Raw genomic sequence first — 26,124 nt, 5'->3', positions numbered from 1 at the left:
GGCACGATAGCTGCGTCTTGTGAATAAGGGCTGCGTTTTCCTTCGCAGCTGGCAGGCGTGCCTCGGGTGCCACCGGCGTCTGACCGACTAGGTCGGCCGGACGGCGCCCAGGTGTGGTGATGTCTGGCGGGACTGACCCCGTAAAACGTCGCACGAGACACGAGAAGCCCCCCGGAAAGGTACCGCCGGGGGGCTCTCCCATTCCCATGTCCACCACCCCTTCACCGACGTGAAGGGCTGGAGGTGCAGGGATGACGGACATCAGCGCGGCCAGCTTCTTCCGCCAGGCGGGTCTCGCCGACGGCGGCAACTTTGACTTCGAGCACGAAGAGAGCGACACCGGCGGCACGAAGCGGCCGACCCGGGTCCTCCTGCATGCCCAGCACCCCGAAACGGGCGAGCGCATGGGCACCCTCGACTACCTCGTGCCGCGCCGCAAGGCCGACAAGATCTACGTCAACGAGGTCCGCACCCAGCCCGACCACCGGGGCAAGGGCGTCGCCAGTGCCCTCATGGACGAGATGCAGAGCCGCCACCCGGGCACGCCCATCGAGCACGGCGACCGTACCCCCGACGGCAAGGCGTGGTGGAAGGGCTACACCGACGGCAAGAAGGTCACCCGGGGCCGGACGATGGCCTCCCTCACCGACGCCTTCCGTATCGAGGCTGCGGCCCTGCCCGACGGCATGATCTGCATCTACCCGCACCACACCGGCCTGACCGCCACCGCCGTCGACTTCTCGGACCTGCCGAGGAACCACCAGGACCGTGGCGTCCCGAATACCTGGACCCAGCTCCGACAGTACGGCTCAGAAGACCGAGCCCAGCTCCACCTGCCGGAACACAAGATCGCCTCACAGCAGGAAGCGCAGGAGCTGGCCAACAAGGTCACCGACGCGTCCCGCGTGAAGCGGGTGGCCGTCCACCACGACCCGTCCTTCAGCAACTACAGCTTCCACACCGTCCGCGACGGGGACCCGCACATCGTGCTCGGCCAGGGCGGCATGAACCGCATGACGCTGCTGCACGAGATCGCTCACCACGTGGACCGGATGAGGGGCACGCAGGACCGGGACGAGCCCCACGGCGATTCCTTCCACGAGCACCTCAACACCATCCTCCGGGAACACCACCCCCAGGGCCAGATGGCCGAGTGGGCGCACCGGGACGGCTTCCACGCCGCAGACCGGTGGATGCGCACGGGAGGCCACGCCCGCTTCCACCAGACGGACCCCAACCCGGAGATGACCGAGACGGAGCGCGCCCGGCCGCAGCCGGAACGGCCCAAGCCGCTGTGGGGAGACGAGGAGCACCACCCGGAAGTCCAGGACCTGGCCCGGCACGCCATCGACAACGGAGACCACTACCTGAAGCACCTGAAGGAGTACCCGAAGCTCGACCCGAGCAAGGGCTCCATGGGGGAACAGGTGACGGCCCGCAGCACCGACAAGAACCTCTCCCAGGGCGTGGGGACGGGGCTGATCAAGCCCTCCCACCTGAAGAACTGGGTGATGCGCCACCCGGACCTCGAAGGCATCAAGCAGCGCTGGGCAGAACACTCGGGCTACGGCGACTACCCGTCGATGCACCGCGACGTCTACGAGCCCGAGTTCGGGCCCAGCCAGCTCAACGACACCCACAGCGGAGCCCGCACCGGACCCGCCCCGGCCCCCTGGCACGGAGCCGACCCCCACCAGGTGATGACCCACGAACACGAGGCGGGCAACCACTACGCCAAGTACCCGGGCCACGACACCGACGACCTCGACTACGACGCCCCCGAGGAGCACTGGCGCCCCCACTGGGAGGCCATGGGCACCGACGGCATCCTCAAGAACAAGTTCGTCCAGCCCCACCAGGTCAGCCACGAGGACGCCGCCGAGTGGCTGCGCTACCACCCCGACCGCGCAGGCATCGAGCAGCGCCACAACGGCAAGACGGCCATGCGCCGCACCGCCGTCGTCGAGGACGGCGACGACGTCCCCTCCCGCCTCCTCAACCCCCACGGCCACCACATCCGCGCCAAGACCGGCGGCCACAGCAACATCGAGATGGTGCCCCGCGACGAGATCGCCCGCTACGCCAGCCAGGAGACCGACCCCGACCACGCCAAGGCCGTCGGCAAGCACATCGCCACCAGCGGCGAGATGGAACCCCTCCTGCTGCACTACCACCCCAAGAGCGGCGAGGCCTACCTGGGCGAGGGCAACCACCGCCTGCGCGCCTCCTACCCCCTGAAGATGGAGCACCTCCCCGTTCGGGTCCAGCGCAACAACTACGGCCTGCCCGGACCCGGCGTGAAGGTCCCCCAGGACCACCCCGCCCACACCGCAGGCGAACACGTCCCCTACGACATCAAGCCCTCCGACATCGGCCTGACCACGGTGGACAAGCCGACCATGCCGGAGTGGGACAAGCGCTCCGAGCTGGCCCAGTACCGTCTCATGAACCCCAAGAAGGCCGCCGGTAGCCCGGAGTCTTTCGCGCGTGGGGAGGGCGAGGACTGGTCCGATCACGAGGCCCGCGTCCGGCGCGGCCTGTCCCTCGGGCACCTCGACTACATGCAGGCCCGCGAGCACGGCTACACCGGCGACGCCCGTCAGGACACCCGCGACGACTGGACCGGCCAGCCCACGGCAGGAAAGGGCTGGCAGCCGCTGCCTGAGAAGCTCTACCACACCACCACCGACGCGGCCGGAGTCATGGCCAACGGCCTCAAGAGCGGCGGGGAACTCGGCCAGCGCAACGGCCACGGCCTGGGCGGCACCCCCCAGTGGCTGTCCCTGACCCACCGCGAAGACAGCGCCCACAACATGCTCGACGCGCTGCACGAGTATCACGCCCACCTCAACGGCAAGACCACCTACACCGACCTGCACCGCGCCGCCCAGCAGGGCGAGGGCGCCCAGAAGCCGTTCCACGACGCGTTCGAGTACGCCGCCACCGGCGGCCACAACGACTACGCCAAGGAGTCCATGAGGCGCGGCAAGCGCCTGGAGCCCGGCTTCGCCTCCTACGACGAGGCCAAGGAGAAGGGCTGGACCCCGCACCCCACCCTGCACCGGGGCATGGAGGGCAAGAACGGCTGGGCCGGATCGGGCTGGGAGCGCGAGCCCACCATCGAGGAGCGCCACAACGAGTACGGCGCGTTCTCCCGTTCCCGCGAGTGGGACGGCAAGGGCAAGCCGTCGGTCCTGTTCACCTCCAACGACCGCGAGGCGTTCGCGAAGAAGGACCCCGCCAACTTCGCCGTCCTGCACCTGCGGCCCCAGCCCGGAGCCCAGGGCTTCCCCGGCGGCGACAAGCACGAGTGGCGTACCGGCACCGGCGAGGCCGTCCAGGTCCACGGCGAGCCGATCCGCCGCCAGGCCAGCGCCAGCCCCGAATGGATCGCCGAGTGGGGGAGCGGCTCCAAGCCCTGCCCCTGCTGCCAGGGCGCCGGTGAGCACGGCACCGGCCACGAGTGCTACCTCTGCGACGGCAGCATGACCGTCGGCCAGGACACCCCCGAGGACTACCGCTGCGACGGCACTCTCCCTGACGGCGGCCACGGCAAGACAGCCTCCGGCACCCCTGTGCCCGACAACACCCAGCCCTACCGGCACGAGCACGACTGGCTGCCCCACGGCCACTTCTTCGGCCCCGGCAAGAAGGGCCTGGACCCGCGCCTGTTCGACGAGCAGAGCCGCATGCACCCGGCCGTCCGCCAGCACCTGCTGAGCCTGCTCAACGCCTTCTGGACCCCGAAGTACGGCGACTCCTGGCAGATCTGGGCCCGCGTCTACCTCACCGGCTCCGAGGCCTCCCACTGGTACGGCAACAACGACCTGGACGTCCTGATCGGCGTCGACCACGAGGCCCTGCACCACCACATCGACCACTTCACCGGCGAGCCCGACGACGCCATCGACGCCCGCCTCACCGACCAGCTGCGCGACGGCCTGAACGACGACCACCGCATACTCCCCGGCCCGGACGGCAAGGACACCGGCCCCTGGGAAAGCACGTTCTACGTGAATCCGGGCTCGTACGACATCCGTGATCTGAAGCCGTACGCCGCCTACGACATCACCCGCGACGAGTGGGCCGTCAAGCCGGTCGAGGTCCCCGACGACTTCGGCCCCGAGAAGCTGCCCGAGTCCACCTGGGACGTCCTCGACGCCCTGCAGAAGCTGATCAAGGCCGTCGGCGAGCTGCCCGAAGGCGTCCAGGAGCGCGAAGGCGCCGCGCTGTACGATTACCTCCACGCTGACCGCCACAGCGCCTTCGGCCCCGACGGATCGGGCCTCTACGACCCCGGCAACGCCGTCTGGAAGGCCCTCGACAAGGCCCCGGGCAAGCCCCTGCAGCAGCTCATCGACTGGAAGCACGCCCACGACGGGACCGCCGCCACGGACCTGGAGACCGCAGCATGACCGACATCAGCGCCACCTCGTTCTTCCGCACCGCCGCAGGGGTCCCTGAGAGTGCACCGAAGGGCCTGGCGACCAGCGAGCAGACCTGGGGCCACTACCGGGCCGAGCACGCCGCCTTCAAGGGTGCCGACCAGCGGCAGTACGCGAGCACCAAGGACGCCCAGCAGCACGCCGACGAGATCACCGACAGGGAGGGCCTGCCCCGCGTCAAGGTGCGCATGCACCGCGCGCAGCAGCCGAACTACTCGCGCTACGACTCGCAGCTCTACGTGAAGCCTGAGCGCAAGTACATGCCGGTGGTCTCCCTCGGGAAGTCCTCCTACAACGAGGGCGTCCTGATCCACGAGCTGGCCCATCACAAGCACTTCACGACGTCGTTTCCCGACGGCAAGGTCGATCCCGAGGGGCGGGAGAAGTACTTCGCCGACGACGAAGGCGGCCACGGCGCAGGCTTCCAGCAGCACTACCACCAGATGATCTCCGACCATCACAGCGGAGGCAGCGACTTCGCCGACTCCGTACGCGGCCACGCCACAGAGGGCGGCTTCTGGAAGGCATCAGCGCTCCAGGACGAGCCCACCGGAGAGGAGGGGCCCCTGAACGAATCACACGTCTGCCTCTCCCCGTCCAGCGAGCCACGAACAGCCACGGCGCACTTCCGTGACGCGTACGATTCTCCCGAAGGAGGAACCCATGGACGAGCAGCAGCACGAGACGATCGACCCCGAGGTCGAGCTGGAGATCCTGGAGCGAGAGGCCACGGCCGACGACCGCAGCCCGGTCAGCCTGAACGAGCTGCGCGGCACCGTCGCGAAGCGGCAGTTGGCCCAGCAGAAGTAGAGCGCCACCCCGAGCTTCAGGGCGACCTGGACCGGCTCGGCGGCGGCGCCCGCCACGTGCAGGAGCACATCGAGGCCCTGCGGCACGGTGTCCACGGCGGCGTGCACTCCTACGCGCTCACGGCCCCCCTCAACGGCTGGCACGGCTCCATCACCGGAGGGGGGCACCAGGTCGTCCACCGCCACGACCACGACACCAACACCCTCCACGTCGGCTACGCCGGGCACAACATCTCCGATGCCGAGCAGCGCCTGGGCGCCTCCAGCGGGAGCAGCTCCCTGCCGGTGGAGTTCCACAAGGGCGCGGAGAAGGACTTCGACGGCTTGCACCCCGAGGTCCAGGAGAAGGCCCTCAACACCATCGACCGCCTCGCACGCGGCGAGCAGCACAAGTACGACCACGCCCTGAACGGCAAGCAGTGGGAGAGCGGCGGCTGGCGCTCGGCCCGCGCCGACTTCCTGCACCGCGTCACCCACCGCTTCGAGGACAACGCGGGCAACCCCACCTCGCACGAGAAGGCGGCCCGGCTGTTCATCGGCCACATCGGCCCGCACAACTACGAGGCCGCCTCCAAACGCCTGTCCAGCCTGGCGGAGTTCTTCAAGCAGGCCTTCCAGGGCGGCACCCCCGAGGGCACCCTGGCACGCGGCCTGAACGTCAGCCTGCCCGACCACATCCACCAGTTCGTCCACGACACCCGCCAACCCCTCCCTGCCCGCGCACACATGCTGCTGTCGGAGCTGAAGAAGCCCCGGGACGAGATCTCCAACGAGACCCTGACGGGCGCCTCCGGCGGACTGGGCGAGTTCTGGACCCGCAACCACCGCGTCTCCGACGACGCCGCCCTCGCCGAACACGAGAACCACCCGGCCGGGCAGCGCTCCACCAACGTCACCCTCCACGCCAGCCACCCCGGCGCCGAGCACTACTGGGGCGAGATGGCCGGAGGCCACGGCGAGGACCACGAGGACAACTGGCGTGTACCGCTGCGCCCCGGCAGCCCGCTCGGCGTGCACTCCATCACCTGGGGCGAGCCCGGCGGCCAGCAGCACCACTACGACTTCAGCACCCCGGTCGACAAGCACGCTGCCGCAGTCAGCCACGACGACGGCGTCATGGTTGCGTTCGTTCCGCCGCCCGAGATAGCCGAGCAACTCGCCCTGCACGGAGGGGAGATGGCCGACGACCTGCACATCACGCTGGCCTACCTGGGCAATGCGGCCGACTACACCAAGGAGCAGCTGACATTGCTGCCGCAATTGGTTTCGGCCTGGGCAATGCGGCAGAAGCCGGTTACGATCCACATCGGAGGCGTTGGAACGTTCAACAACGCCTGGAAGAACCAGCATGTTCTGTGGGCGCACCCCGATATCCCCGGCGGGGTGCGGATGCACGTTAGTCTGGCCGACTACCTGGAGCAGTACGGATATCGTCTGCCCAGTGAGCACGGGTGGACTGCCCACATGACGCTGCAGTACGTCGACCGGCACAAGCGGTTCATGCCGCAACTGCCAGCAGTCAGCTGGGAGGCGACCGAAGTGGTCACCTTCGTGGGAGCGGCCCGCCACGCCGCTCGCCTCGGCCTCCGTCCCAGCACACCCACCACGCTCTAGAGTCCCGCCAGATTCGGAGCAGTCAGGAGAACGCTCGCATGAGCACGCCCACCACCACCAAGACTCCGCCCAGCCACTACCAGAACGCCATGGACGACGCCGACTCCATGGGCTGGGACGTGGTCTGCAGCGACACCAGCGTCAAGCTCTCGCCGCCCAACGCGAAGAAGGGCGAGCAGATCGTCCTGGACCTGAGGACGATCATGGCGCCGCCGCAGCTGCGGACCCTGCTCGTCAACAGGGGCTTCATCAAGGCGGTGACGGCGTGGGAGCGCGCGCAGAACCAGGCGGAGGCGGCGCCCGTCGCGGAGCCCAAGGTGGAGGCCAAGGCCCCGCAGGGTGGCAAGCCGGAGAGGGTCTGCCCGGAGTGCAAGGCCGGGGGCGAGGACTTCCGCAGCACCACCCCGCAGGGCCTGTCCGCGCACCGCCGCAAGGCGCACGGCGTCGTCGGCAACAGCGACGATGCCGTGCGCAGGCGGGAGAGGCTCGCCGCCGAGGCCCAGGCCAAGAAGGCGGCCCCCGAGGCCAAGGAGGCCCCTGCCCCGGTGCCCGCCCCGCGCGCGGCCGAGCCGGACACGGCCGTCGGCCTGAGCGGCCTCCCCCTCGCGGTGGCCGCGCCGCTGGAAGGCCTGATCAAGGCCATCAGCGCCACGAGCGGCGACCACGCGGGCCTGCAGCAGGAGGTCGAGAGGCTGCGCGGCTTCCGCGAGCAGGTCGAGGCCGAGGTCAGCGACGGCACGAAGGCCCCCGTCCAGGTCGTGGCCAGCCTCCTCACCCTCATCCAGGAGAGCAAGCAGAACTAGCCGCTGACCTGCGAAGCAGCCCCCCATTCTTGCAACGTATCGCATGTTGCTATAGAGTGGGGGCTGTTCCGTTTGACCGCCACGTACGGAGGAGGCGCCCCATGCCCGCCACCAGCCAGCCGACGCGCCCCCTGGAAGCGCTCCGCATGAGCAGCGACCCGGACCCGTTCATGGTCGACATGAACGACGTCCCCATGACCGAAGCCATGACCGTCCTGCGCCAGCTGGGCAAGCTCCGCATCCAGACCATCCTCTCCGACCGCTTCCTGGAAGAACTGGTCCTGGACGGCATGATGCTCACCCTCTCCGAAGGCCAGACCGGCATGCACAGCATGCGCGCCCACGGACGCCCCTTCGACAAGTGGCGCGCCCAGTTCAGCCGACTCATCAAGGGCAGGCGCGGCATCGACCCCGCCAAGATGAACTGGCGCACCCGCACCCGCGACCTGGAACCCGAAGAGGTCCCCGCCTACATGAGCGCCGAGAAGGTGGAGGCCGTGGGCGACCTCGTCGAACGCCTCGCCACGCTGCTCCAGGAGATCTACCAGGAGCGCGAGACCCAGTACCCGGCCATGCACGAGCGCGCCAAGCGCCGCATCGAAGGCGACACCCCCAGCCCCAAGACCAGGACCAGGGCCAAGGCCAGCTGAACCAAACAGCGCCCCCGAAAGGTCCCCGTTACGGACCCCTCGAAGGCGCTGCAGCGACACAACCGCCAGCCAATTCCCGCCTAGGAAGAGAACACAACCGGTATGTCTGCCACTCAGGGTACCGCCACCACCCCCATGGTGTCTCACAGCGGGGCCACCCTCCGCGACCGCCTCCGCACCTGGTCCTCCCACGCCGACTGGGACAAGACCATCACCGACGGCATGATCTACCTCATCGCCCTCGGCGGCTTCTACGTCGGCTACCAGGTCCTCTTCGTCATGGCCACCAAGGTCGGCATGCCCGCCGACCAGGCCGCCGTCGTCTCCGCCATCGCCGACCTCCTCATCCTGACCATGTCCCGCAAGGCCGTCCAGGAGATCAAGGAAGGCCGCTCCGCCTGGGGCATCCGCACCATCGTCGCCCTCGCCTCCATCACCACCTTCTCCCTCCAGCTGCGCGCCGCCTGGCCCAACCCCATCAGCCTCGGCTTCCACGGCCTCGCCCCCGCCGCCTGGATCATCGGCCACGAAACCATGCTGCGCGGCCGCCTGCGCACCGCCAAGGCCGCCCGCAAGGCCGCCCAGATCGCCGCCGGACTGCGCCCCGCCCCGCTGCCCTCCATCCGCCGCATCTGGTGGCTGCTGGCCCCCTTCAGCACCTTCACCATCTGGCGCCTGGTCAAGCTCACCGAGCAGGCCCCGGCCGACGTCATCCGCATGGAGATCGCCCGCCGCAAGGGCAAGAACGTCCCCCGCGCCTGGCAGAGCTACACCGACAAGACCCCGGCCGCCGCGCCGGTGCTCCACGAGATCTGCGGACCGGCTCTCATCACCATCGACAGCCTCCTGCCCACGATTTTCGGCAACTCGCAGGTCACGGCCGTTCTGTACCGCGAGTCCGACCCCACCGAGAAGGTCCCGTACTACGAGATCGACGCCCTCGTGCGCATGCTCCCCGAGGCCCCGGCCAAGGGCCGCCCCGAGGACAAGGCCATCGAGTACATCCGCCGCGTCGACAACCTCGCCGCGCAGCGCGACATCAAGATCACCGGCGTCTTCCTCGCCGAACTCCTGCAGGTCGACGGAACCCGCATCTCCAAGCTCCGCAAGGCCATGGCCACCACCCCCTGATACGCCAGTAGGATGAACGACAGCAGGGCCCGGGAAGAGCGTGACGGCTCACCCGGGCCCTGCTGTCATGTCCTCAGCTGCTGAGGAACGCCGCGTTCTGCACGTACACGTTGTCCGCCACATTCGCCAGCAGATCATCACCAGACCCGCTGGCACACGCCGCGTCCATGAACCCCTCGAACGACTCGACCGTGGACGTCGTCGGCGCCCGGTCCCCCTCACTGCCGTCGATGCCCTTGGCATTCACCAACAGCACCTCGGCCGCATCCCACCGCTCGCCCTCACTCAGACGCCCCACCCAGTCCGAACACGACTGCGCCCCATACGCCACCCCCGAGCCGGAGCCGTCACCGGAGCCGTCCGAGCCTCCACTGAAGGCGACCACCCCGGCCAGCAACGCCACCAGCACGCCCCCGACCGCGAACCGCACCACTCTGCCCATCATCCCCACCCCTCCGCCGGAGCCTCCCCGGACACCGGTATTACAGCACCTGCGTCAGACCTGAGCGCTGGCCAGTGCTCGCAGAGCTTCATCCAGCGCAGTGACGGGGTCGGGCCAGCAGAACAACTGGTCGACGCTCAAGGCGCTGATGACCTCCGCCCAGCCCACCTGGGTCCAGGCGCGCCCGCCGCCCCTCGCCATCGTGGAGACGGCCCAGCCGCCGCCCTGAAGGCCCGACTGACGGCGCAGGAGGAGTTCGGTACCACCGTCCTGGGGGACGGGGACGCGGTACTCGGTGGCGCCGGAGGCGAGGGTCTGGGCTGCGGCGAGCTGCTCACGCAGCCGCTGGTTCTCGGCGAGGAGCTCCTGCCGGGTGGGTTCGCTCATGACACAGCATCATGTCGCACCAGGAGGCCCGAAAAAGACCAAAGGCTCCGAAAACAGGTCGGGGCCTTCGAAGTCCTACACCCCCACATCGGCGGGGAAGGCTTGGCCGGTCACGGTCGCCCGTGCTCTTCCACTGGTACACCCCCGCATCGGCGGGGACACCTCCGCTTGCGCGGAGCGGCCGTGCATGTATCCGTCTGAGGAGCTCAGCTCCTGCACCCGGTACACCTCCGCTTGCGCGGAGCAACATCCCCGCTGGCGCGGGGAGCAGTACTGCATGCCCCTGGAATCAGAGCCATCCCCGCATCGGCGGGGAACTGCACCAGTGAGGTTCTGGCTGTGCCAGCCACTCGGTACACCTCCGCTCGCGCGGAGAGGGATGGTGCAGGTGGTGCACCCGCTGGCGCGGGCAGTGCCGGTGCGGTCCCGTAACCAAGTCGGGGCCGTTCCGACGAGAAGAACTCTAGCGGCTCTTGGGTCCGGTTGCAGCCGCTTCGAGCAGTTCGCCGCTGTCGGTCACGGGTCCTCCTGGGGCTCGTCCCACAGGCCGGTGTGGGCGACGGCGTCGGCGGTGATGGGGCGTGGGCGTTGGGCGAGTCGGGGGCTGGTGTCGGCGATGGCGCGGACGAGTTCGTTGGGGAAGCGGCTGTAGAGGGCGCGGCCGGTGCGGGACAGCAGCAGGGCCCATTCGCCGGGCTTGGGGGTGGGGCGGTGGGGGAGGTAGTCGTGGACGGCGTCGCCGACGAGGGGGTCGAGCTCGACGGGGCGGCCGGGGCCGTCGTGGTCGTCGGGCAGGCGGCAGTGCCAGCTGCCGTCGGGCTGCTCTGTCATCAGGCGGTGGTCGAGGCGTACGGCCTGGGCGGGGCGTAGTCCAGCGAGCAGGAGGTAGGCCAGGAGCTGGTCACGGTGGTGGTGCTGGCTGCGGTTGGGTCCCCAGGCGCCGACGGCCTTGAGGAAGGCGGCGCGCTCGCGCGGGTCGAGGCGCTGGGGTGCTCCCTTGTCGCGGTCGACGCCGGAGCGCAGGTCGTGCAGGTGCGGGGGTGTGAGGACGAGGCGCCGGTCGCGGGCGGCTTCGTAGTACTGGACGAGGGCGGTGATGCGCCGGTCGTGGCTCTTGGCGACGTCGGGGTGTTCGGCGGCGAGGACTTCGAGGGCCTCGGGGCCGGTGAAGGGGATCTCGCCGAGGTAGGGGCGCAGGAACTCCTGGTCGGCCCAGCGGGCGACGTGCTCGGGGCCGACGCGGTAGGGGTGCACGCGGGGGCTGCGCTGGGCTGCGCACCAGTCGAGCCAGCTCTTGACCTCCCTGCGGTACTCGCCCTGGGTGGAGGGGCGCAGGGGGGCATTGGCGAGCCAGTCATCGAGCAGCATCAAGGGTTCCACGCCTCCTCATCCTGCCGGGTCCACCGTGAAGGTCAACCTTACAAAACCTCGCGGAGCCACCACCCACTAGGAGAAGTCGCGCGCAGCACCCGTCCTGCACTTCGCGTTTCCAGCTCAGCTACCGGCCAGGGGGTGGGCCTGCCTGAGGTTTTGTAAGGTTGTTCACGGGATGTGAAACGGCCGAACGCCGAGTGGGACGAGCTGGGATTCTTCGGAGTCGGCGGCTGGCGGGCCGCGTGGCGGATACCCCGATCCTGCCACGACCGCAGGCCCGAAACCAACAAACGCCCCCACGGCGTGTCCTAGGCTGGACGCCTCATCCCGCCTGGAGGAACCCCGTGACCACCAGCCCTCCCCCCTCGGAGAAGGGCATGCGCAAACACCGCATCGGCGTCGCCTACGTACGCGACTTCCTCGCCAAGCACGGCCACAGCAATCTCCCGCCGGAGACCATGGCCGACGGCCTGAACGTCTCCACCTGGTGGGCCTCCGTCCGCACCGGCCTCAACGACATGCCGGAGCACAAGCGCGCCGACATCCTCTCCCTCGCCGACCTCGGCGCCGACCTGCGCACCGAGAAGCAGATCAAGGACGACACCAAGGCCGCCGCCAAGAAAGCCGCCGCCGACCGCGTCCGCCGCGAACAGGAGCGCCAGCGCACCCAGAGCGCAGAGAAGCAGGTGTCCCAGGACCGCGCCCTGATCCCGCACAAGGCCGTCCTCGACGCCGTGGCGGCCTTCGCCCGCGACCAGCTGCACACCCTGGTCCCGCTCGACGCCGCCACCCCCGACGGCGTCCGCTACGGCCGCCAGCTCGACCGCTGGCGCAAGCACCGGAGCAACCTCCCCCGGCACCTGCTCGCGGCCCTGCAGGACATCCCCCACTGGACCTGGACCCGCACCCCGTCCCGCACCCCCCGGCCGCCCGCACCCGTCCAGATCCCCGACGACACCACCCAGATGAACCGATCCGGACTGCGCCAATTCCTCCCCGGAGACTGACACGCGACACGTGGTGCCATAGAGTGAGGGCATGTCGAACCAGAGCCCGCTGAGCCAGCGTGACTACACCCTGTCCATGCGCACCAGCCCGCGCTCCCGCGAGCCCCAGCGCAACGAGGGCCTGCGCAGCCTGCGCGTGCACCGCCTGCGCGACGCCGCGAAGGCCATCCTGCGCCTGCCCAACAAGACCAGCATCACCACCACCGACACCGGCCGCTACACCCTCTTCTGCGAGGTGGACGACATGTGGTTCCGCATGGCCGAGTGGGGCGAGGAGGTCGAGTGCCCCGAGTGCGGCACGGTCTTCGCCGTGGAGTACGCCGTCTACTCCGCCCTGCCCCGCCAGGCCGACCAGGGCTGACATAACGGTCCCGCCGGAGCGCGTCCGGGGGGAGGACTTGTGCGCAGCATCGGCGGGACCTGGAAGGCGTGTACCCGGGTCCCGCCTCTTCATGCACAGCAGAAGGCCCCCGTCACAGGTACGTGACGGGGGCCTTCTGCCGGGCCTAGGTGAGCGGCAGGCTCTCGGCCTTGCGGATCTGGGCGGCTTCCCAGTCCGCTTCATCCAGCTCTCTCCTAATGCCCTCGCAGGTCCTCTCGCTGGCGGCCGACCAGGGCCGTGCGGGGATCTCTTCCTGGTCCTCCCAGGTCCCCCCGTACACCAGGATCTCGCGCTGGCGCCGGAAGTCCGCATCGGTGAAGGGCCGCTGGGGGCGCTGGGTGCGCTGCACGGGCCGGGGCGACGGACGGAACGCTTGCTGTCGTTGGTCCATCGCCCCAGTGTGTCCCGCAGCGGGCGCCGTGTCCCGGTTTTGGCTACACGATCAGGCGTTGCTGAGTTCCGCCGAGGCCAGCAGCTCCGCGTCGGTGGCCAGCAGGTCGTCGAACTCGCCGTCCTTGGCGCCCTGGATGAACTTGGTGAACTCCGCCCGGGTGAAGCGCAGGACGGGGCTGTCGGGGTCCTTGGAGTCCGTCAGCTCGATCATGCGGGTGCCGTCGTCCACCTTCGGGTGCGGGTGGTCCTGGGCGTCCGGTCCGGCGGTGACCAGTACGCAGTCCTCGTCGGGGATCATCGGGCCCAGGTCGGTACGGGACGCCTTGCGCCAGTCCCTGCCCGGCGCGTTGACGTTCTCGAACTCGACGGTGACACGACCGTTGGTGATGGTGCCCATGTTGGGTCCTCCAGTCTGTCCTGCTCGGATGGTGACGGCGAAGATCACCTGTGAGTAGCCAGGTGACTACCGACGGCACCGACTGTAGTGACATTTTCTCGTCTTGACTACGGGGCGCGTGAGTTGATGCCGACCGCCGGTCGCACACACGAAAGACCCCGCCCACGCGCCACAGGGATAGCGCACGGACGGGGCCGTTTTCGGTGAGGGTTCTACCTGATGATGTTGAGCCTGCGGGCCTGGGCGTCACGGTTGAAGACCATGTTGCACGTGGGCTGCAGGCACTTCCAGGTGTTCGCCGTCTGGTCGGTGTTCGAGGTCACGTTCGTCGAACGGCAGTTGGGGCATTCCATGGCCGCCTCCTTCGTCCTGGCGGGTAGTCCGCCCCAGTGTGACGCCTCGTCGGCTCACTGTCTGCCGGATCCGTGACGCTCACCCTCCCGGGTGGCGCAGCGGTTCTCAGGTCACATGACGTTGCCGCACTTGCCGCAGACGTAGACGTCGCCGTGCTTGGTCATGGTGCCGCCGCACTCGCCGTTGGGGCAGGTCATGCCGAGGGGCTTCACGAGGCGGGCGAGGACGAGGCCGAGGTTCCGCATGTGGGAATCCTTCCATGCATGGTGCACCTGTGTGCAGTCGGACGACCACTCACAGTTTCGACTGTAGTGACATTTTCTCACCTTGACTAGGCCGTGAGTTCGACTGCTGTCGACCTCCAGGCGGAGGGCCCAATGGGTGGAGAGAGGAGCCACCATGCCGCCCCGCCGCAAGAAGCCCGTACGTACCGAGATCCGCCTGCCGCTCTTCCCTGAGCGCGCCTGCCGCGACCTGGTCTCGGGCGAGTTCGCCAACCACTCCTGCGATGTCGTCGAGGGCCACCTGGGCCCGCACGCCTCCCTGTCCGTGGCCAAGTCCATCGAGATTCGGCTGCGCTGGGAGAACGAGCACCTGGGCGAGCTGGATCCGACGGAGGCCGCCGACCCCTTCGCGAGCGCCCCGTGAGCAGCTCTGGAGCGTTCCCGCCGCCCCCGGCGGCCGATCCCGCCATCGCCCTCCACGACGCGGCCGTGGCGGCCCTCCAGCGGCTGCACAACCACCTCGCCGTGAACCGGCCGAAAGCTCTCGCGACGGCCGACGGCGGCGACGCGGTCGACGTGGCGCTGAGACTGCTGGACGGCCTGCCGCCGGAGCGCTGAACCGCTAAGCTGCCGCATGCGCTCACGATGCGCCTTTCAGAGAGGGCCCCTCGTCCGGTTAAGGCCTAGGAACCGGTAGGACGAGGGGCCCTCTCGCGTGCTGGCATATGCCAACTCGGATAAGTCGCACGGGAACTGAGAAAATGTCACCCGTCGGGTGCATACTGGTCCCACTTCGGGTTCACGCTCGCAGAGGCCACAAACCCCCAGCTGGTCCGGTACGCAAACTCCGCCGCCGCATCAGCTGACGTGGCCAGGTTTGTCACAAAACCAAAACAGCAAGGCCCCCGTCGCCACCTCTTCCGGAACGACGGGGGCCTTGCTGCGTGCATGATCAGTCGTCGAAGACGTCGCCGGACGCCTCAGCGGCCATCAGATCCAGTTCATCCTCGAAGCGACGCATCAGCGGCCCCTTGCGCGGCACCGCAGGCACCCCGGTCTCCCTCTCCAGGCGCCGCGCCTCGGCCTGCATCTCCGCCTCCTCGCGCAGCAGCATCCGCCACAGCGCCTTGGTCCCGTTCTGGAACTTGTAGCGCTGGCCTTGGTATCGGGCCTGGAAGAGGAGCAGGTGAGCGTTCAGCGGCCCCTCGACCTTGACCGTCTTGGGCTTGTCGAACAGCTTGCCGCCCATCATGCCCCCGGGCGGCAGCATGAAGTTGATCTCCTCGGGCTCGTCGGCCGCAGGCTCAGGGCGGCGCGGCTCCGGCTGAGGTACGGCCTTCAGCTGGCGCTTCGGCTCCGATGCCACGGGCGTGCCCCGGTCGACCGTCTTCTTGTTCTCGTACGCCTGGCGCCGGGCTTTGCTGGTGACCACTGGTCGCCCTCCTCGATCGTGGTGAGACGGCCAGTGTATCCCGCCTCAACGGTTCAACGGTTTTCCGTTTTTCTGTGTCACAGCACGCCACGCATGGCGTTGTCCTTCATCTTCGGCCGGACATAGACCTGGGCCTGGGTGCCCTTCGGGGACCAGTCGCCCTGCTCGCAGATCTGGCTGTGAGTGGCACCGGCCTCGGATGCGGCCGTGGCTCCCGAGGCCCTCGCCGAGTGCGCGACGTACCGCGTGTTCGGGCGGGCCTCCAGCCCGGCCGCGAGCGTCGTCCGCTTGACCAGGAGGTTCAGGTGGGTGGGGTGTAGCCGGTACGGCAGGATGCGGCCGGTGCGCGAGACGCGGCGGAACAGCGGGCCGTCGTGGATGCCCTGCTCGCGCATCTCGGCCTTCCAGGCTCGCAGCCAGCGGACCGGGTCCGACAGCTCGTGCTCGCCGGGTGGGAGGATCACGGGCCTGCCCCGCGCGGCCTGGTCGGTCTTGGAGTACGTCTTGAACAGGCGGGCGTCGCCGTTGTCGAGGAAGCTCAGGTCCGGCAGGTCGAAGCGCATCATGTTCGAGCGCCGGGAGAAGGACGACATGCCCGCCGTCAGCAGGGCCGCATCCCGCAGCCGGGCCGCCCGCTTCCCCTCCGGCAGCGTTGCCACCATCAGACGTAGCTCCTCCGGCGTGAAGACCTCGGCCCGCAGCTCGCGGTGTCCGGCGTCGGCGCGCTCCTTCTTGTACTGGCCCACGATGCGCCAGGCGTCGGCGGTGTCCGGCATCAGCTTCTCGGACACGTTGGCCTGGTCGTGGAAGAACACCACGGCGCCGATGCCCTGCTTGATCGCCGACACCGAGTCTCCGGCGTCGGCACGGGCGGCCACCCAGTTCGTCAGGGTGTCCGTGGCGCACGGCAGGTCGACCTCGCCCTCGGCCGCGCACCAGTCCTCGAACTTCTTCGCCTCGCGCTTGTAGGCGCGGAACGTCTCGTCGGGCACCGAGCCCTGCAGGCGGCGCCGGGCCGACTCCGAGAGCCGGGCCCGGCGCGGCCGGACGGCGGGGGCAGGTCCGCCGACAGGCTGAAGGCTCACCGGCCGCTCCCGTACAGCTTCTTCATCTGCTCCTTGATCTCTTCCTCGCAGGGCGTGCAGGTGCTGTGCCCGAACCCGTGGGCCAGGACGGCGAACTCCTCGCGGTACTTCCAGGTGAAGCAGGAGCCGCACAGCTCCTGCCGTACGGGCTCGACGGGCGGCTCACAGTGCAGGCGGAAGCCGGTCCTGCGCTCCTTGCCCGCCTTCGTCCGGCCGGTCGCGTGCAGGTTGCGCCGTGCGATCCAGCGGTGGCCGCCCATGCGCTGGCCGCCGCTGGGGTCCCAGACCTGGACCCTGTCGCCGTCGAAGCCTTCCACGACGAACGGCTTGCTGCGGTACTCGCCCCAGAGGTAGTCCGTCTTGCACGGCACGTACGTCTGCCACCGCTTCACCTCGAAGGTCACGCCTGCACCTCCTCGTGGTGGGCGAAGTCGGAGGCTGCGCGGGCAGCCCACTTCGGAGCGAGCTGGCGCATGACGTCCCCCTCGACGATGCCCTTCTTGTGCCGGAGCCCCAGCTTGGCCAGGGAGTCGGCGGCTTCGTTGAGGGGGTGGCCGGTGTGGCCGGGCACCAGGCGGTAGCTGAGTTCCTGCAGGCGGCCCACCTTGCGGCTGAGCGCGACCAGGGTGGGAACCGTCCCCTGCGACCTCGACCGCAGGCAGTACCCCTCGGGCATGGCGCTCTCGCCGCGCTTCCACCTCTGCAGGAAGGAGAGGGCGTCCCTGCTGTCGGTGAGGATGCGAATGGGCTTGCGATCGGTCTCGTCCACGAGGTGCTCCAGCGCGTCCATGACCGCCCGCAGCTCGTTGACGGTGGAGCGATGCCGTCCCGCCATGAGGTTCTTCGGGTAGGGGTGCGCCAACAAGCCGAAGTGCCCCTGGCTGCTGACATAGGCGATCGAGACGTGGACGTCGTTGACCGACGCGTCGGTGGCCACGACCAGACGCCCGTCGGGCCAACCTCCTTCGGCCTGTCCGTAGTACCCCAAGGTGCTGGCGGTCACCTGGTCCCCCTCACATTTTTGAATGTCACGGTAACGGAGGTTACCGCAAGTGTCGCCGCCTGGCAGGCCGTTCTGCTGCGCCCGGCGAGCCGCCGCTGCCAGCATGACGGCCATGGCAGAACTGAAGCCCCACGAGCTGAACGGCGACGGCGACGAGCTATTCGAGCTGACCGCCGGTACGTACAGCCGCAGGTACCTGGCCTGGCATGAGGAGACTCACGGCGGCCTGCCGCCGGAGATCGAGGAGACGCTGATCGACGCGACCGACCGGATCCTCGGTGAAGCCGCCCGCCTCCAGGAGGAGCAGTAGGTCCCCACAGGACCTCCACAGCACCTGCCGCAACCATGTTCGGACGTGACGCGTTGTCAGTGGCATAGTCGAACCCTCGCCATTCGAACAGAGGTTCGAACGACTGAGCGAGGAGTCGAGAGGAGGAGCAGGAGCCGTCCGAGCGCAGGATCGTTCTCACGGAAGTGTGTCGACGTGGAGAAGTTGAACACTGCTCATGTTGCTCATACTGCGTGCACCCTGCACAAACGTTGCACCCACCCCCTCGATGGGGTAGGTTCGCGAATGCCGCGACTTTCAACAATCGGTCTTGATGCAATCAGGGTCAGCCCGGCCAACCCGCCACCCGGGCGAGCGCATCGAGCAATGAGAGCGATAACGCGCATATAACAACCAGAAAAGGCAGGACATGAGTGGGGAGTCCAATGCCGAAAATGACTCGGAAACCCGCCACGAGTCATTTCGGCATGAACACCGGAAAATTCCAAAGCGTGCTTATTTCCTCGTCCTCGTGGGGCTGACCGTCGGCTTGTTCGCCGGGTTCTCCATAGCCTCCCCGTCCCTCCCTCCGTCGCCGTCGCCATGGGCGTCACCGCTCCGCGCGGAGGAGCCCACCGCCTGGACCATCCCCGGGAATGGCGTCTACATCGTCGGCGCCGTCAGCGAGGGCGCCGACGTCCGGCCGGGCCTGTACCACGCGCAGGACAACCAGGAGTGCACCTGGCGCACCGCCAGGAACGCCACCTTCGAGCCGCGCGCCCTCGTCGCTTCCGACACCTCGTCCGGAGACGCGTATGTGGAGCTGCGGGCCGGGGAGTTCTTCGACACCAACGGATGTACGACATGGCGCCGGGCTACTGGCCCGGGTGCCCCCAGGTGAGGCAGTCTTGAGCTCGCGGCCGTGACTGGTCGATTCTGGGAACGACGACACCCCCGGCAACTGCTCTGCCGGGGGTGTCTGCGTGTGCGGGCTGGTGCTACATCAGCTGCGGACGCTGGTGACGAACGCGGTCCAGGCGGCCGGGGTCACCGTGATGACGGTGCTGCGGGCCGGGTCCTTGCTGTCGGCGATGTCGACGTCCACGATCTCCGAGCCGTCGAGGCCCTGGCGGGTCTCGACGCAGTTCTCTTGGGCGGTGCTGTAAGAGGACTTCTCCCACGGGGTGTGCCGCTTGTCCATCTGATCCATGCCCTTCATGTGTTCTGTCAGTTCCCCAGATTCTTGAGGAGTCCGTGCAAGTATCGACGAGTTTCCATCGGAGACAACGCCTGACCGATGAGCTGTTCGTATCTGGCACGATACGCACGCACTCCTTCAGGTTCGTCGGTGAATGAACTGTTGCCGTCGTACCCCTCACGGAAGCCGATGTCGACGCCCTCGTCCAGCGTCATGATGCTGAACGAGCCCGGCACTCCGGTGTGCAGGCCGGACTCCAGCAGCAGCACCTGGATCGTGGCCTTCGTCTCTCCCAGGTCGAGGAGATTCCGGATCTGGTCGTGGTGCGCCGTCTTGTCCGTGACGCTCGGGGGCGTCAGGACAGCCGCCTCGCCAAGGATCACCTGGAGGCGCGGCGGGGCCGGATCCTCGCGCTCAAGGAGTCTCTTGCGGTCCTCGCGCAGCTTGAGCTTGCTGACCTCCCTGCCGGTGTTGGACGGGAGCACTCCGGTGGGCATCTTCTGGTCGGTCCTTATGACCTCCTCGGAGTACCGCTTCGTCTGGAGGAGGCCGTGGACCACGAGCGGCTCCCACGCGCGGATCTCCCCGGCCAGGTCTTCCACGTCGGCGTAGTCGCTGAACGTCGGCCCGAGCTGGTTGCCGTAGGCGCCCCAAGGGCCCTTGGCTGCGGAGATGTTGGCCCACTTCGTCCACTTGGCGATCGTCTCGTCGTCGGCGACGCCGTACAGCTCGGCCAGCTTCGGAATCATGCTCATCGGGACGGGGGCGATGCCGTCCTCCTGGCGGTAGACGACCGGCTTCGACATGCCGGTCTCATGGACCACCGTCTCGACCTTGACCCCGGCAGCCTCGCGGGCACGCTTGAGCATCTTCCCGGTGATCGTTCTCCTGACCGTCTGCCGGGCCTTGTACGCCACATGTCCTCCCCAGGTCGACGCGCTGGATCACAGTCTGCACCCTCCCGCCCCGACCGAACCAGCACACGATAGAGAGAATTCTCTCTCCAGGGCTTGCGAACGCGAGAATTCTCCGCGACGGTAGGTAACAGCCCACTTGCGCCACGTACCGCAAGGGTGTGAGGGGCCCTCATCTGCCCATCCTGCACCGGGAGTTACACATGCACTCCCTGACCCACCCTCAGAGGCCGCCGACTCTGGGTTCTCTTGGAGGCCTGCGCTTCACCCAGGCCTACCGCAAGCAGCGAGACGCCGTACCGCTCGCCCGCCACCGGTTCCGGCAGGCCGCCTGCGATGCCAGGCTCGAAGGTGACCTCCTCGACAAGGCCGAGTTGTGCCTGTCCGAGCTGACCGGGAACGCCGTCAAGCACGCCATCGACGCCCGGGAGAACCCTCAGATCCTCGTCGAGGTCGCCGTCCGCGCCATACGCCGCCGTCTGCACCTGGAGATCAGCGTGTGGGACCGGGACGAGAGCTGGACCCCCCGCCTGCCGGACCGGGCCTCCGCCGCTCTCGAACTCTTCGACATGCCCTCGACGGAGACCCAGGGGCGCGGGCTCTTGCTCCTCGCCTGCACGGCCAGCGAGATCGGCTACGACCGGGGCCCGAACGGCAAGCGCATCTGGTGCCGTTGGCCTCTCTGACCCCGACGACATCCCCGCCCTTGACACACGCGACACGTGGTGCGTTAGGGTGGGGGTGTCGTCGTTGAGATGGAAAAACGTCGCGCAGCCCTCCGCCAGGGCGCAGCGCATAGCGTGAACAACTCGACGACCCAGCAAGGGCATCCGCCAGTCCTTCACCGTCAGGAGTCCCCGCTATGGACCCCACGTATTTCGAGCAGTTCACCACCGAAATCAACCCCAGGAATGCCGTAGCAATGCGTACCGGGGAACTCGCGCCGGGCTGCGTAATCGCCACCGGCTGGTACAAGCACCACGTCGTCGTCGAATTGCCGACGCGGCTGAACAAGCACACGGAAACGCTCGTCCTCGCCCTTCGGCACGTCCTCGGCGGCCACACCGTGCGCCCGTACTTCCCCGGCGGCGACGCCGAGGTGAACCTCTACCACGCCCGCATGCCGCAGCCGCTGATCGACCAGGTGCTCGACATCCCGCCGTGCGTCATCCCCGACGCCCCGGCCGTCGGCGACCGCGTCGTCTTCCAGTGGCAGCGCAACGACTTCCTCGGCACCGCCCGCATCTACGAGTACGACGGCGAACAGTGGTGCACCGTCACCTCCACCGAGGACGGCGGCCGCCTCAAGGCCTCCCGGTACTCCAGCGTCGCCGTGCGCGCCTTCGTCCGGCTCACAGACGTGCCCATCGAGTACGGCTGGCACGTCTACCTGCCCGCCACCGAGAAGCACCCGCACCTGTACATCGACGACCACGCGGCGCCCGTGCGCACCCCCGACGAGCTGGAGACCGGGGACGTCGTCCTCATCCCCGGAGGGGGCCGCCTGGAGGTCGAGGGCATCCGCCACAACGCCGACGGCCACACCCTGAGCCTGCACGTCCTGAACTCCTCCCGGCACCGGCTGCGCTACCTCACGTGGGCGAGCAGGGACGGCGACCGCATCGAGCACCACGGCCGCCCCGGCATGCTGTACCTCACCGAGCCGCGCACCGGCGAGCGTCAGGCGCCCGCCACGCTGGCCGGACAGGCCGCCTGACCTGCGACTTCGGCGGGGCCGAGCGAACGGCTTGACACACGCGACACGTGTTGCGATAGAGTGCGTCATGTCGGAGCAACGCCCCTCCATTCCCGCCTGGAGAACACCATGAGCACGGACCCCGCCAAGACCGTCGCGTCGTACGTCGCCGTCGTCGAGCAGCTCAGCCGCGAGATCTTCGGATCCCTCTTCCCCCACGACCCGGAGAACGACGACACCCGCTACCACTCCAGTCGGCGCAGCGACATCCCCGCCGAGCTGCTCGTCCCGGCCGTCAACACCACCGCCGACGTCAAGCCCGGCGACATCCTCGTGCTCATCGAGGGGGACCCCTTCGGCAACGCGCTGCGCACCTTCACCGCGTACGACGCCCTCATGTTCGGCGCCAGGCCCGAGCTCGTGGTCGTGGTCAAGACGACCGCTAAGCAGATCGTCGTGCGCTACGTCAGCAAGGCGTGGGGCAACTGGCACACCGACCTCGCCGAGTTCGGCACCCCCAACGTCGACTACGACACCCGCCTCTCCGTCGACTCCGGATCCCGCGAGATCGGCCGCCTGGGCACCACGGAGGAACTGCGCGAGAAGCTGGTCACTCACCCGAAGTTCGCCGACTGGAAGGCCGCCTACGCCGCCGCCAAGGAGGCGTCCAGCGCCTACTACGCCGAGCGCAAGACCGCGCAGGACGCCGAGATGGCCCGCCTGGCTCCCATCAAGGCCGCCGTTCAGGGCCTGGTCGACGTCACCGGCGAGCGCCTGGTGAACATGGCCCACAGCGACACGCCCCGGGGCGAGAACCCGTGGCTGGAGGCCAACGACTTCATGCGGGTCCGCGTCTACCTCGCCGGACTCCGCGCCGTCGGCCAGCTCACCGAGGCCCAGCACCACGAGGCCCTCAAGTACCTCGCCGTCATCATCGCTGCCACCAAGGGGAACCAGTGACCACCACCGACCGCGAGCTGCCGCCGCCGATCAAGCCCCGCACCATCAAGCGCTACCACACCGGCACCGGCGAGAAGGGCTACGTCACCTCCGACGGCTGGCTCAAGTTCACCGCGCGCTACCACCGCACCCGGCTCATCGGGTTCTCGACGGAGGTCCTGCGCGGGCCCGAGCTGCCCTACAAGCACGGCATCCTCAGCCTCGACGAGCTGCGCACCATGTACTGCACGCCGGTCGGCGAGATGCCGTGGCTGGTGGGCGACATGGACCAGGGCGTGTTGCGCGTCGCGAAGTCCATGCGCGCCGCCGTCGCGTGGGCCGGATCGCACGCCTGCGCCCCGGTGCGCTCCCGTACCCACAGCAAGGGCGATACCTGCTACGACTACGTGTTCGGCGAGCCGGGCGAGGACGCGAACACGTGCGTGTTCATCATGCGCGCCGACGACGCCGCCCGGCACGGGTTCGACCCGGTCGAGCAGCCGTGGTACCCCTACCCGGACGACCCGCACTTTCCGGGGCCGCGCGCCAGGGCCGAGGACCTCGCCGCGTGAGAGGTGAGACCTGCGGCGCCGAGCACCCCGAGCAGCCCGGCACGCTGTGCACCCGCGCGCCGCACGACAACCAGGGCTTCCACTCCGAGCGTCACACCCGGACCGTCTGGGCCGCCGACCCCGTCCCCCTCGTCGAGGGCCGGGGTCGTGCGGCCCTCGCCGCCATCGCCGCCCGCACGACCCGCCACCACCCCACCGGCCCCGCCATGGAGGCCGTTACCAGGAAGGACCGCCATGACGGCTAAGGCCGCGAAGATCACCCCGACTCGCGAGAACGTGCTGGGGGCGTTCGCCGAGGGGCGCACCTTCAGCCACCGCCCCCTGGGCATTACGGATATCGCCCGCAACATCGCCGAGGAGCGCGACGCCTGGCAGGACCCCTTTACGGTCATGAGCCGTGCGGCTCTGGTCCGGCTCCTGCACGAGATGACCGGGGACGGCGCCCTCGTCGTGCGCACGGGATCGGACTGGTTCATGGACGGCGTCACGTGGCACGACCGGCGCCCTGACGCTCGTTACTGGACGACCCGGGAGCGGGTCGAGGAGCGGGCGCGCAAGCGTGCGGAGGAGGAGCAGAAGGCCGAGGAGGAGCGGGCCGCCGAGGAGGCCGACCGGTACGCCCGTGAGTTGCTCGTCATCCGGCACCGCGATGAGTACGACGAGCTGATCGAGGACTACCGCAGGGGGGCTCGGCTGGCGTAAGCGGGGCGGTTGTCAGTGGCCTCCCCTACGGTGGCGCCGGGTGTGAAGCCCGGCGCCACCTGCGTTTTCCGGGACGAGTAGACAGGCGACTCATGACGCTATAGAGTGAAGCCACCTTCCCGCCAAGAGGAGCACGCCCGATGACCACCAAGCCGCTGACCGAGATGACCCCGGTCGAGATCGACACCATCCTCGCCCCGATGTGGGACAAGCAGGGGCGCAAGCTGATCGAGATCGCCGCCAAGCGGCAGTTGATCGCCGAGCGAGACGAGCTGATCCAGCTCGTCATGACGCAGAAGCTGACCGACCCCAAGGTCCGCCGAGCCCGCATCACCACCCCGGCCCACGGCGTCCAGCTCATGCGCCGCCGGTACATGGCCGAGGAGGAGCTGGGGTGGCTGCGCGACGAGCTGAAGGCCCTGGAGGCCGAGTCCCTCCCCTATGAGAACGAGTACGTTCGCCGGGGCGCCTGGACCCGCGTCTTCCTGGCCAAGAGCCACGACGGCCACGCCCACAACGGCAAGAGGTGCTCCACCTGCAACAACGGCGAGAACCCCACCGAGTTCGCGTGGCTGACCCAGTACTCCGGCCTGCCCGAGGCGGAGATCATCGCCGACGCCGGAGAGCGCGCCTGCACCACCTGCTACCCGTCCGCCCCGGCCGACGCCCTCAAGCGCAAGACGAAGATGTTCACTCCGGACGAGGAGGAGGCGCAGAAGCGCCGCGAGGAGCGCGAGGCCGAGCGAGCCCGCAAGGCCCAGGCCGCCGCCGACAAGAGCATCACCACCCCGGAGGGCGGCAAGGTCTACACCTCCCGTCACGCCTCCGACTACGCCAAGACCCTCCGTACCGCCGAGATCGCCGCCACCGACGCCCTGTATGACCTGGTCCGCGAGCAGCAGCACGCGACCGACCCGGAATGGGCCTGGTACTACGAGGGCGGCCGCCGCACCACCGAGAAGGAACAGGCCGAGATCGCTTACCTGGCCTGGCACATCCTGCGCTCGATCGCCTTCAAGACGGACCGGACCTTCGCGGCGGTCTACGAGGTCCACGAAAGGAAGGCGCAGGCCAAGGTGCGCAAGGTTGACCGGGAGTGGGCGAAGAGTCCGCAGAACCCGAACCGCGTCAAGTAGTCGAGTCGTCCGGCGGGGCCTGCGGGCCCCGCCCCCTCCCCGGATCACCAGGAGCACACATCATGCCCGGATACCTCCCTCGGAACAGGGGGAACCGAAGCGCCCTGCGCGTCGGCCCCCAGGTATCGCGCCGACTGCGCAAGGCTGGGATCAACGTCTCCCCGGCGGCAAGGAGGTACGCCCACGAGGGCGTTTTCGTCGCCGCGCGGGGGCTGGGCATCTCGGTGCTCGTCGACTTCGGCATCCGCCACAAGAGGGGGAGGGAGGTCGCCCAGGACATCGCGGACGTCGTCACGGCCTGGGGGCTCACACCCACTGTGTCCGAGGTGCCGCACCCCGAGACCGGAACGCTGAGCGTCTTCGTCCACTTCACCTACCCCGCCCCCAGGCCCGCCGAGGAGCGCCGCCCGGCCGCGTCCACGGACGGTCCGGCCGCGCCGGAGGGCATGGAGTGGATGCGCGTGCAGGCGTCGACCGTCACGGCCACCCTGGCCATGGCTGGCTACTGGAGCGCCGAGGGTGTGAGCGTGGAGCAGGCGACGACCACGGCCGTGACGGTCCGCGTCGCCGACGACGCCCCCGAGACGTACCGGGAGGGCGTCCCCGTCGCCCTGGGGCGCAAGAAGTTCACGGTAGAGCCCGGCGATGAGTTCCTGACCGTCCGCAAGCTCAAGAAGGCCAAGCAGCGTTGACGCAGCCCGCCCCGACCTGGGGCGGGCTGCCGGTTTTCCGGACCCAGTAGACACGCGACACCTGTTGCTATAGCG

Annotated in this window: 32 protein-coding genes; 19 read left to right on the top strand and 13 right to left on the bottom strand. The window is 68.8% G+C overall.

Annotated features, from left to right (window positions below):
- Window positions 1-251: 251 nt before the first annotated feature.
- From ACZ7OY_RS35770 to ACZ7OY_RS35750, 5 genes are all read left to right on the top strand, one after another.
- Window positions 252-4,415 (top strand): GNAT family N-acetyltransferase, encoded by a 4,164-nt coding sequence (locus tag ACZ7OY_RS35770; protein ID WP_472249725.1) that lies wholly within the window; start codon window positions 252-254, stop codon window positions 4,413-4,415.
- Window positions 4,412-6,868 (top strand): 2'-5' RNA ligase family protein, encoded by a 2,457-nt coding sequence (locus ACZ7OY_RS35765; protein ID WP_472249724.1) that lies wholly within the window; start codon window positions 4,412-4,414, stop codon window positions 6,866-6,868. The genes ACZ7OY_RS35770 and ACZ7OY_RS35765 overlap by 4 nt, the downstream gene beginning before the upstream one ends.
- A gap of 38 nt (window positions 6,869-6,906) precedes the next feature.
- Window positions 6,907-7,671 carry a hypothetical protein gene (locus ACZ7OY_RS35760; RefSeq protein ID WP_472249723.1) on the top strand — a complete coding sequence of 255 codons (765 nt, stop codon included), beginning with the start codon at window positions 6,907-6,909 and terminating at the stop codon, window positions 7,669-7,671.
- Between the two features lie 101 nt (window positions 7,672-7,772).
- The gene (locus tag ACZ7OY_RS35755; protein WP_472249722.1) at window positions 7,773-8,321 is read left to right on the top strand and encodes a hypothetical protein; all 549 of its coding nucleotides are present in this window, start codon (window positions 7,773-7,775) and stop codon (window positions 8,319-8,321) included.
- A 102-nt stretch (window positions 8,322-8,423) separates the two neighbouring features.
- Complete coding sequence (locus ACZ7OY_RS35750) at window positions 8,424-9,452, top strand: DUF2637 domain-containing protein (protein WP_472249721.1); 1,029 nt, start codon at window positions 8,424-8,426, stop codon at window positions 9,450-9,452.
- A gap of 73 nt (window positions 9,453-9,525) precedes the next feature.
- Here ACZ7OY_RS35750 and ACZ7OY_RS35745 read toward each other — a convergent pair whose 3' ends face one another.
- From ACZ7OY_RS35745 to ACZ7OY_RS35735, 3 genes are all read right to left on the bottom strand, one after another.
- Window positions 9,526-9,885, bottom strand: coding sequence for a hypothetical protein (locus ACZ7OY_RS35745; protein WP_472249720.1), 360 nt, complete (start codon window positions 9,883-9,885; stop codon window positions 9,526-9,528).
- Between the two features lie 63 nt (window positions 9,886-9,948).
- On the bottom strand, window positions 9,949-10,281 hold the full coding sequence (locus ACZ7OY_RS35740) for a hypothetical protein (protein ID WP_472249719.1): 333 nt from the start codon (window positions 10,279-10,281) through the stop codon (window positions 9,949-9,951).
- 516 nt (window positions 10,282-10,797) lie between these two features.
- Window positions 10,798-11,661, bottom strand: a complete 864-nt coding sequence (locus ACZ7OY_RS35735) for a hypothetical protein (protein ID WP_472249718.1) — start codon at window positions 11,659-11,661, stop codon at window positions 10,798-10,800.
- Between the two features lie 338 nt (window positions 11,662-11,999).
- Here ACZ7OY_RS35735 and ACZ7OY_RS35730 point away from each other — a divergent pair, with 338 nt between their 5' ends.
- Complete coding sequence (locus tag ACZ7OY_RS35730; protein ID WP_472249717.1) at window positions 12,000-12,662, top strand: hypothetical protein; 663 nt, start codon at window positions 12,000-12,002, stop codon at window positions 12,660-12,662.
- Window positions 12,663-12,693: 31 nt separating this feature from the next.
- The gene (locus ACZ7OY_RS35725) at window positions 12,694-13,023 is read left to right on the top strand and encodes a hypothetical protein (protein ID WP_472249716.1); all 330 of its coding nucleotides are present in this window, start codon (window positions 12,694-12,696) and stop codon (window positions 13,021-13,023) included.
- Window positions 13,024-13,168: 145 nt separating this feature from the next.
- On the opposite strand, the gene ACZ7OY_RS35720 is transcribed toward ACZ7OY_RS35725, so the two are convergent.
- The 4 genes from ACZ7OY_RS35720 to ACZ7OY_RS35705 form a co-directional block, all read right to left on the bottom strand.
- Entirely contained in the window at window positions 13,169-13,435 is a 267-nt protein-coding gene (locus tag ACZ7OY_RS35720) for a hypothetical protein (RefSeq protein ID WP_472249715.1), read from the bottom strand.
- A gap of 51 nt (window positions 13,436-13,486) precedes the next feature.
- Entirely contained in the window at window positions 13,487-13,834 is a 348-nt protein-coding gene (locus ACZ7OY_RS35715; protein WP_472249714.1) for a DUF397 domain-containing protein, read from the bottom strand.
- Between the two features lie 212 nt (window positions 13,835-14,046).
- On the bottom strand, window positions 14,047-14,187 hold the full coding sequence (locus ACZ7OY_RS35710) for a hypothetical protein (protein WP_472249713.1): 141 nt from the start codon (window positions 14,185-14,187) through the stop codon (window positions 14,047-14,049).
- 111 nt (window positions 14,188-14,298) lie between these two features.
- Window positions 14,299-14,433 (bottom strand): hypothetical protein, encoded by a 135-nt coding sequence (locus tag ACZ7OY_RS35705; protein ID WP_472249712.1) that lies wholly within the window; start codon window positions 14,431-14,433, stop codon window positions 14,299-14,301.
- Between the two features lie 154 nt (window positions 14,434-14,587).
- Here ACZ7OY_RS35705 and ACZ7OY_RS35700 point away from each other — a divergent pair, with 154 nt between their 5' ends.
- Both ACZ7OY_RS35700 and ACZ7OY_RS35695 read left to right on the top strand, forming a co-directional pair.
- Window positions 14,588-14,836 (top strand): hypothetical protein, encoded by a 249-nt coding sequence (locus ACZ7OY_RS35700; RefSeq protein ID WP_472249711.1) that lies wholly within the window; start codon window positions 14,588-14,590, stop codon window positions 14,834-14,836.
- Window positions 14,833-15,030, top strand: coding sequence for a hypothetical protein (locus ACZ7OY_RS35695; protein WP_472249710.1), 198 nt, complete (start codon window positions 14,833-14,835; stop codon window positions 15,028-15,030). The genes ACZ7OY_RS35700 and ACZ7OY_RS35695 overlap by 4 nt, the downstream gene beginning before the upstream one ends.
- 334 nt (window positions 15,031-15,364) lie before the next feature.
- Here ACZ7OY_RS35695 and ACZ7OY_RS35690 read toward each other — a convergent pair whose 3' ends face one another.
- The 4 genes from ACZ7OY_RS35690 to ACZ7OY_RS35675 all read right to left on the bottom strand — a co-directional run bounded on the left by ACZ7OY_RS35690 (window position 15,365) and on the right by ACZ7OY_RS35675 (window position 17,932).
- Window positions 15,365-15,844, bottom strand: coding sequence for a hypothetical protein (locus ACZ7OY_RS35690; protein ID WP_472249709.1), 480 nt, complete (start codon window positions 15,842-15,844; stop codon window positions 15,365-15,367).
- Window positions 15,845-15,921: 77 nt separating this feature from the next.
- The gene (locus tag ACZ7OY_RS35685; protein ID WP_472249708.1) at window positions 15,922-16,929 is read right to left on the bottom strand and encodes a site-specific integrase; all 1,008 of its coding nucleotides are present in this window, start codon (window positions 16,927-16,929) and stop codon (window positions 15,922-15,924) included.
- Entirely contained in the window at window positions 16,926-17,333 is a 408-nt protein-coding gene (locus ACZ7OY_RS35680) for a hypothetical protein (protein WP_472249707.1), read from the bottom strand. Before ACZ7OY_RS35680 ends, ACZ7OY_RS35685 begins: the two co-directional genes overlap by 4 nt.
- Window positions 17,330-17,932, bottom strand: coding sequence for an RNase H family protein (locus ACZ7OY_RS35675; RefSeq protein ID WP_472249706.1), 603 nt, complete (start codon window positions 17,930-17,932; stop codon window positions 17,330-17,332). The genes ACZ7OY_RS35680 and ACZ7OY_RS35675 overlap by 4 nt, the downstream gene beginning before the upstream one ends.
- A 112-nt stretch (window positions 17,933-18,044) precedes the next feature.
- On the opposite strand from ACZ7OY_RS35675, the gene ACZ7OY_RS35670 reads away from it, so the two are divergent.
- Together ACZ7OY_RS35670 and ACZ7OY_RS35665 are read left to right on the top strand one after the other, a co-directional pair.
- Window positions 18,045-18,242: a hypothetical protein gene (locus ACZ7OY_RS35670; RefSeq protein WP_472249705.1), complete on the top strand. Its 198-nt coding sequence runs from the start codon at window positions 18,045-18,047 to the stop codon at window positions 18,240-18,242.
- A 490-nt stretch (window positions 18,243-18,732) separates the two neighbouring features.
- Window positions 18,733-19,101, top strand: a complete 369-nt coding sequence (locus ACZ7OY_RS35665) for a hypothetical protein (RefSeq protein ID WP_472249704.1) — start codon at window positions 18,733-18,735, stop codon at window positions 19,099-19,101.
- A 102-nt stretch (window positions 19,102-19,203) separates the two neighbouring features.
- Here ACZ7OY_RS35665 and ACZ7OY_RS35660 read toward each other — a convergent pair whose 3' ends face one another.
- Together ACZ7OY_RS35660 and ACZ7OY_RS35655 are read right to left on the bottom strand one after the other, a co-directional pair.
- Entirely contained in the window at window positions 19,204-19,410 is a 207-nt protein-coding gene (locus ACZ7OY_RS35660; RefSeq protein WP_472249703.1) for a DUF397 domain-containing protein, read from the bottom strand.
- A gap of 17 nt (window positions 19,411-19,427) precedes the next feature.
- Window positions 19,428-20,315, bottom strand: coding sequence for a helix-turn-helix domain-containing protein (locus tag ACZ7OY_RS35655; RefSeq protein WP_472249702.1), 888 nt, complete (start codon window positions 20,313-20,315; stop codon window positions 19,428-19,430).
- Window positions 20,316-20,515: 200 nt separating this feature from the next.
- On the opposite strand from ACZ7OY_RS35655, the gene ACZ7OY_RS35650 reads away from it, so the two are divergent.
- From ACZ7OY_RS35650 to ACZ7OY_RS35615, 8 genes are all read left to right on the top strand, one after another.
- Window positions 20,516-20,998, top strand: a complete 483-nt coding sequence (locus ACZ7OY_RS35650) for an ATP-binding protein (protein WP_472249701.1) — start codon at window positions 20,516-20,518, stop codon at window positions 20,996-20,998.
- Window positions 20,999-21,174: 176 nt separating this feature from the next.
- Window positions 21,175-22,029, top strand: a complete 855-nt coding sequence (locus ACZ7OY_RS35645; protein ID WP_472249700.1) for a hypothetical protein — start codon at window positions 21,175-21,177, stop codon at window positions 22,027-22,029.
- 108 nt (window positions 22,030-22,137) lie between these two features.
- Window positions 22,138-22,968, top strand: coding sequence for a hypothetical protein (locus tag ACZ7OY_RS35640; protein ID WP_472249699.1), 831 nt, complete (start codon window positions 22,138-22,140; stop codon window positions 22,966-22,968).
- Entirely contained in the window at window positions 22,965-23,519 is a 555-nt protein-coding gene (locus ACZ7OY_RS35635) for a hypothetical protein (protein WP_472249698.1), read from the top strand. The genes ACZ7OY_RS35640 and ACZ7OY_RS35635 overlap by 4 nt, the downstream gene beginning before the upstream one ends.
- Entirely contained in the window at window positions 23,516-23,764 is a 249-nt protein-coding gene (locus ACZ7OY_RS35630; RefSeq protein WP_472249697.1) for a hypothetical protein, read from the top strand. The genes ACZ7OY_RS35635 and ACZ7OY_RS35630 overlap by 4 nt, the downstream gene beginning before the upstream one ends.
- Entirely contained in the window at window positions 23,754-24,221 is a 468-nt protein-coding gene (locus ACZ7OY_RS35625; protein WP_472249696.1) for a hypothetical protein, read from the top strand. Before ACZ7OY_RS35630 ends, ACZ7OY_RS35625 begins: the two co-directional genes overlap by 11 nt.
- 140 nt (window positions 24,222-24,361) lie before the next feature.
- Entirely contained in the window at window positions 24,362-25,357 is a 996-nt protein-coding gene (locus tag ACZ7OY_RS35620) for a hypothetical protein (protein ID WP_472249695.1), read from the top strand.
- A gap of 62 nt (window positions 25,358-25,419) precedes the next feature.
- Window positions 25,420-26,049, top strand: a complete 630-nt coding sequence (locus ACZ7OY_RS35615; RefSeq protein WP_472249694.1) for a hypothetical protein — start codon at window positions 25,420-25,422, stop codon at window positions 26,047-26,049.
- Window positions 26,050-26,124 lie beyond the last annotated feature (75 nt).

Source organism: Streptomyces sp. NPDC107559, from assembly GCF_055657365.1.
This window is presented reverse-complemented; position numbering and strand designations above follow the sequence as displayed.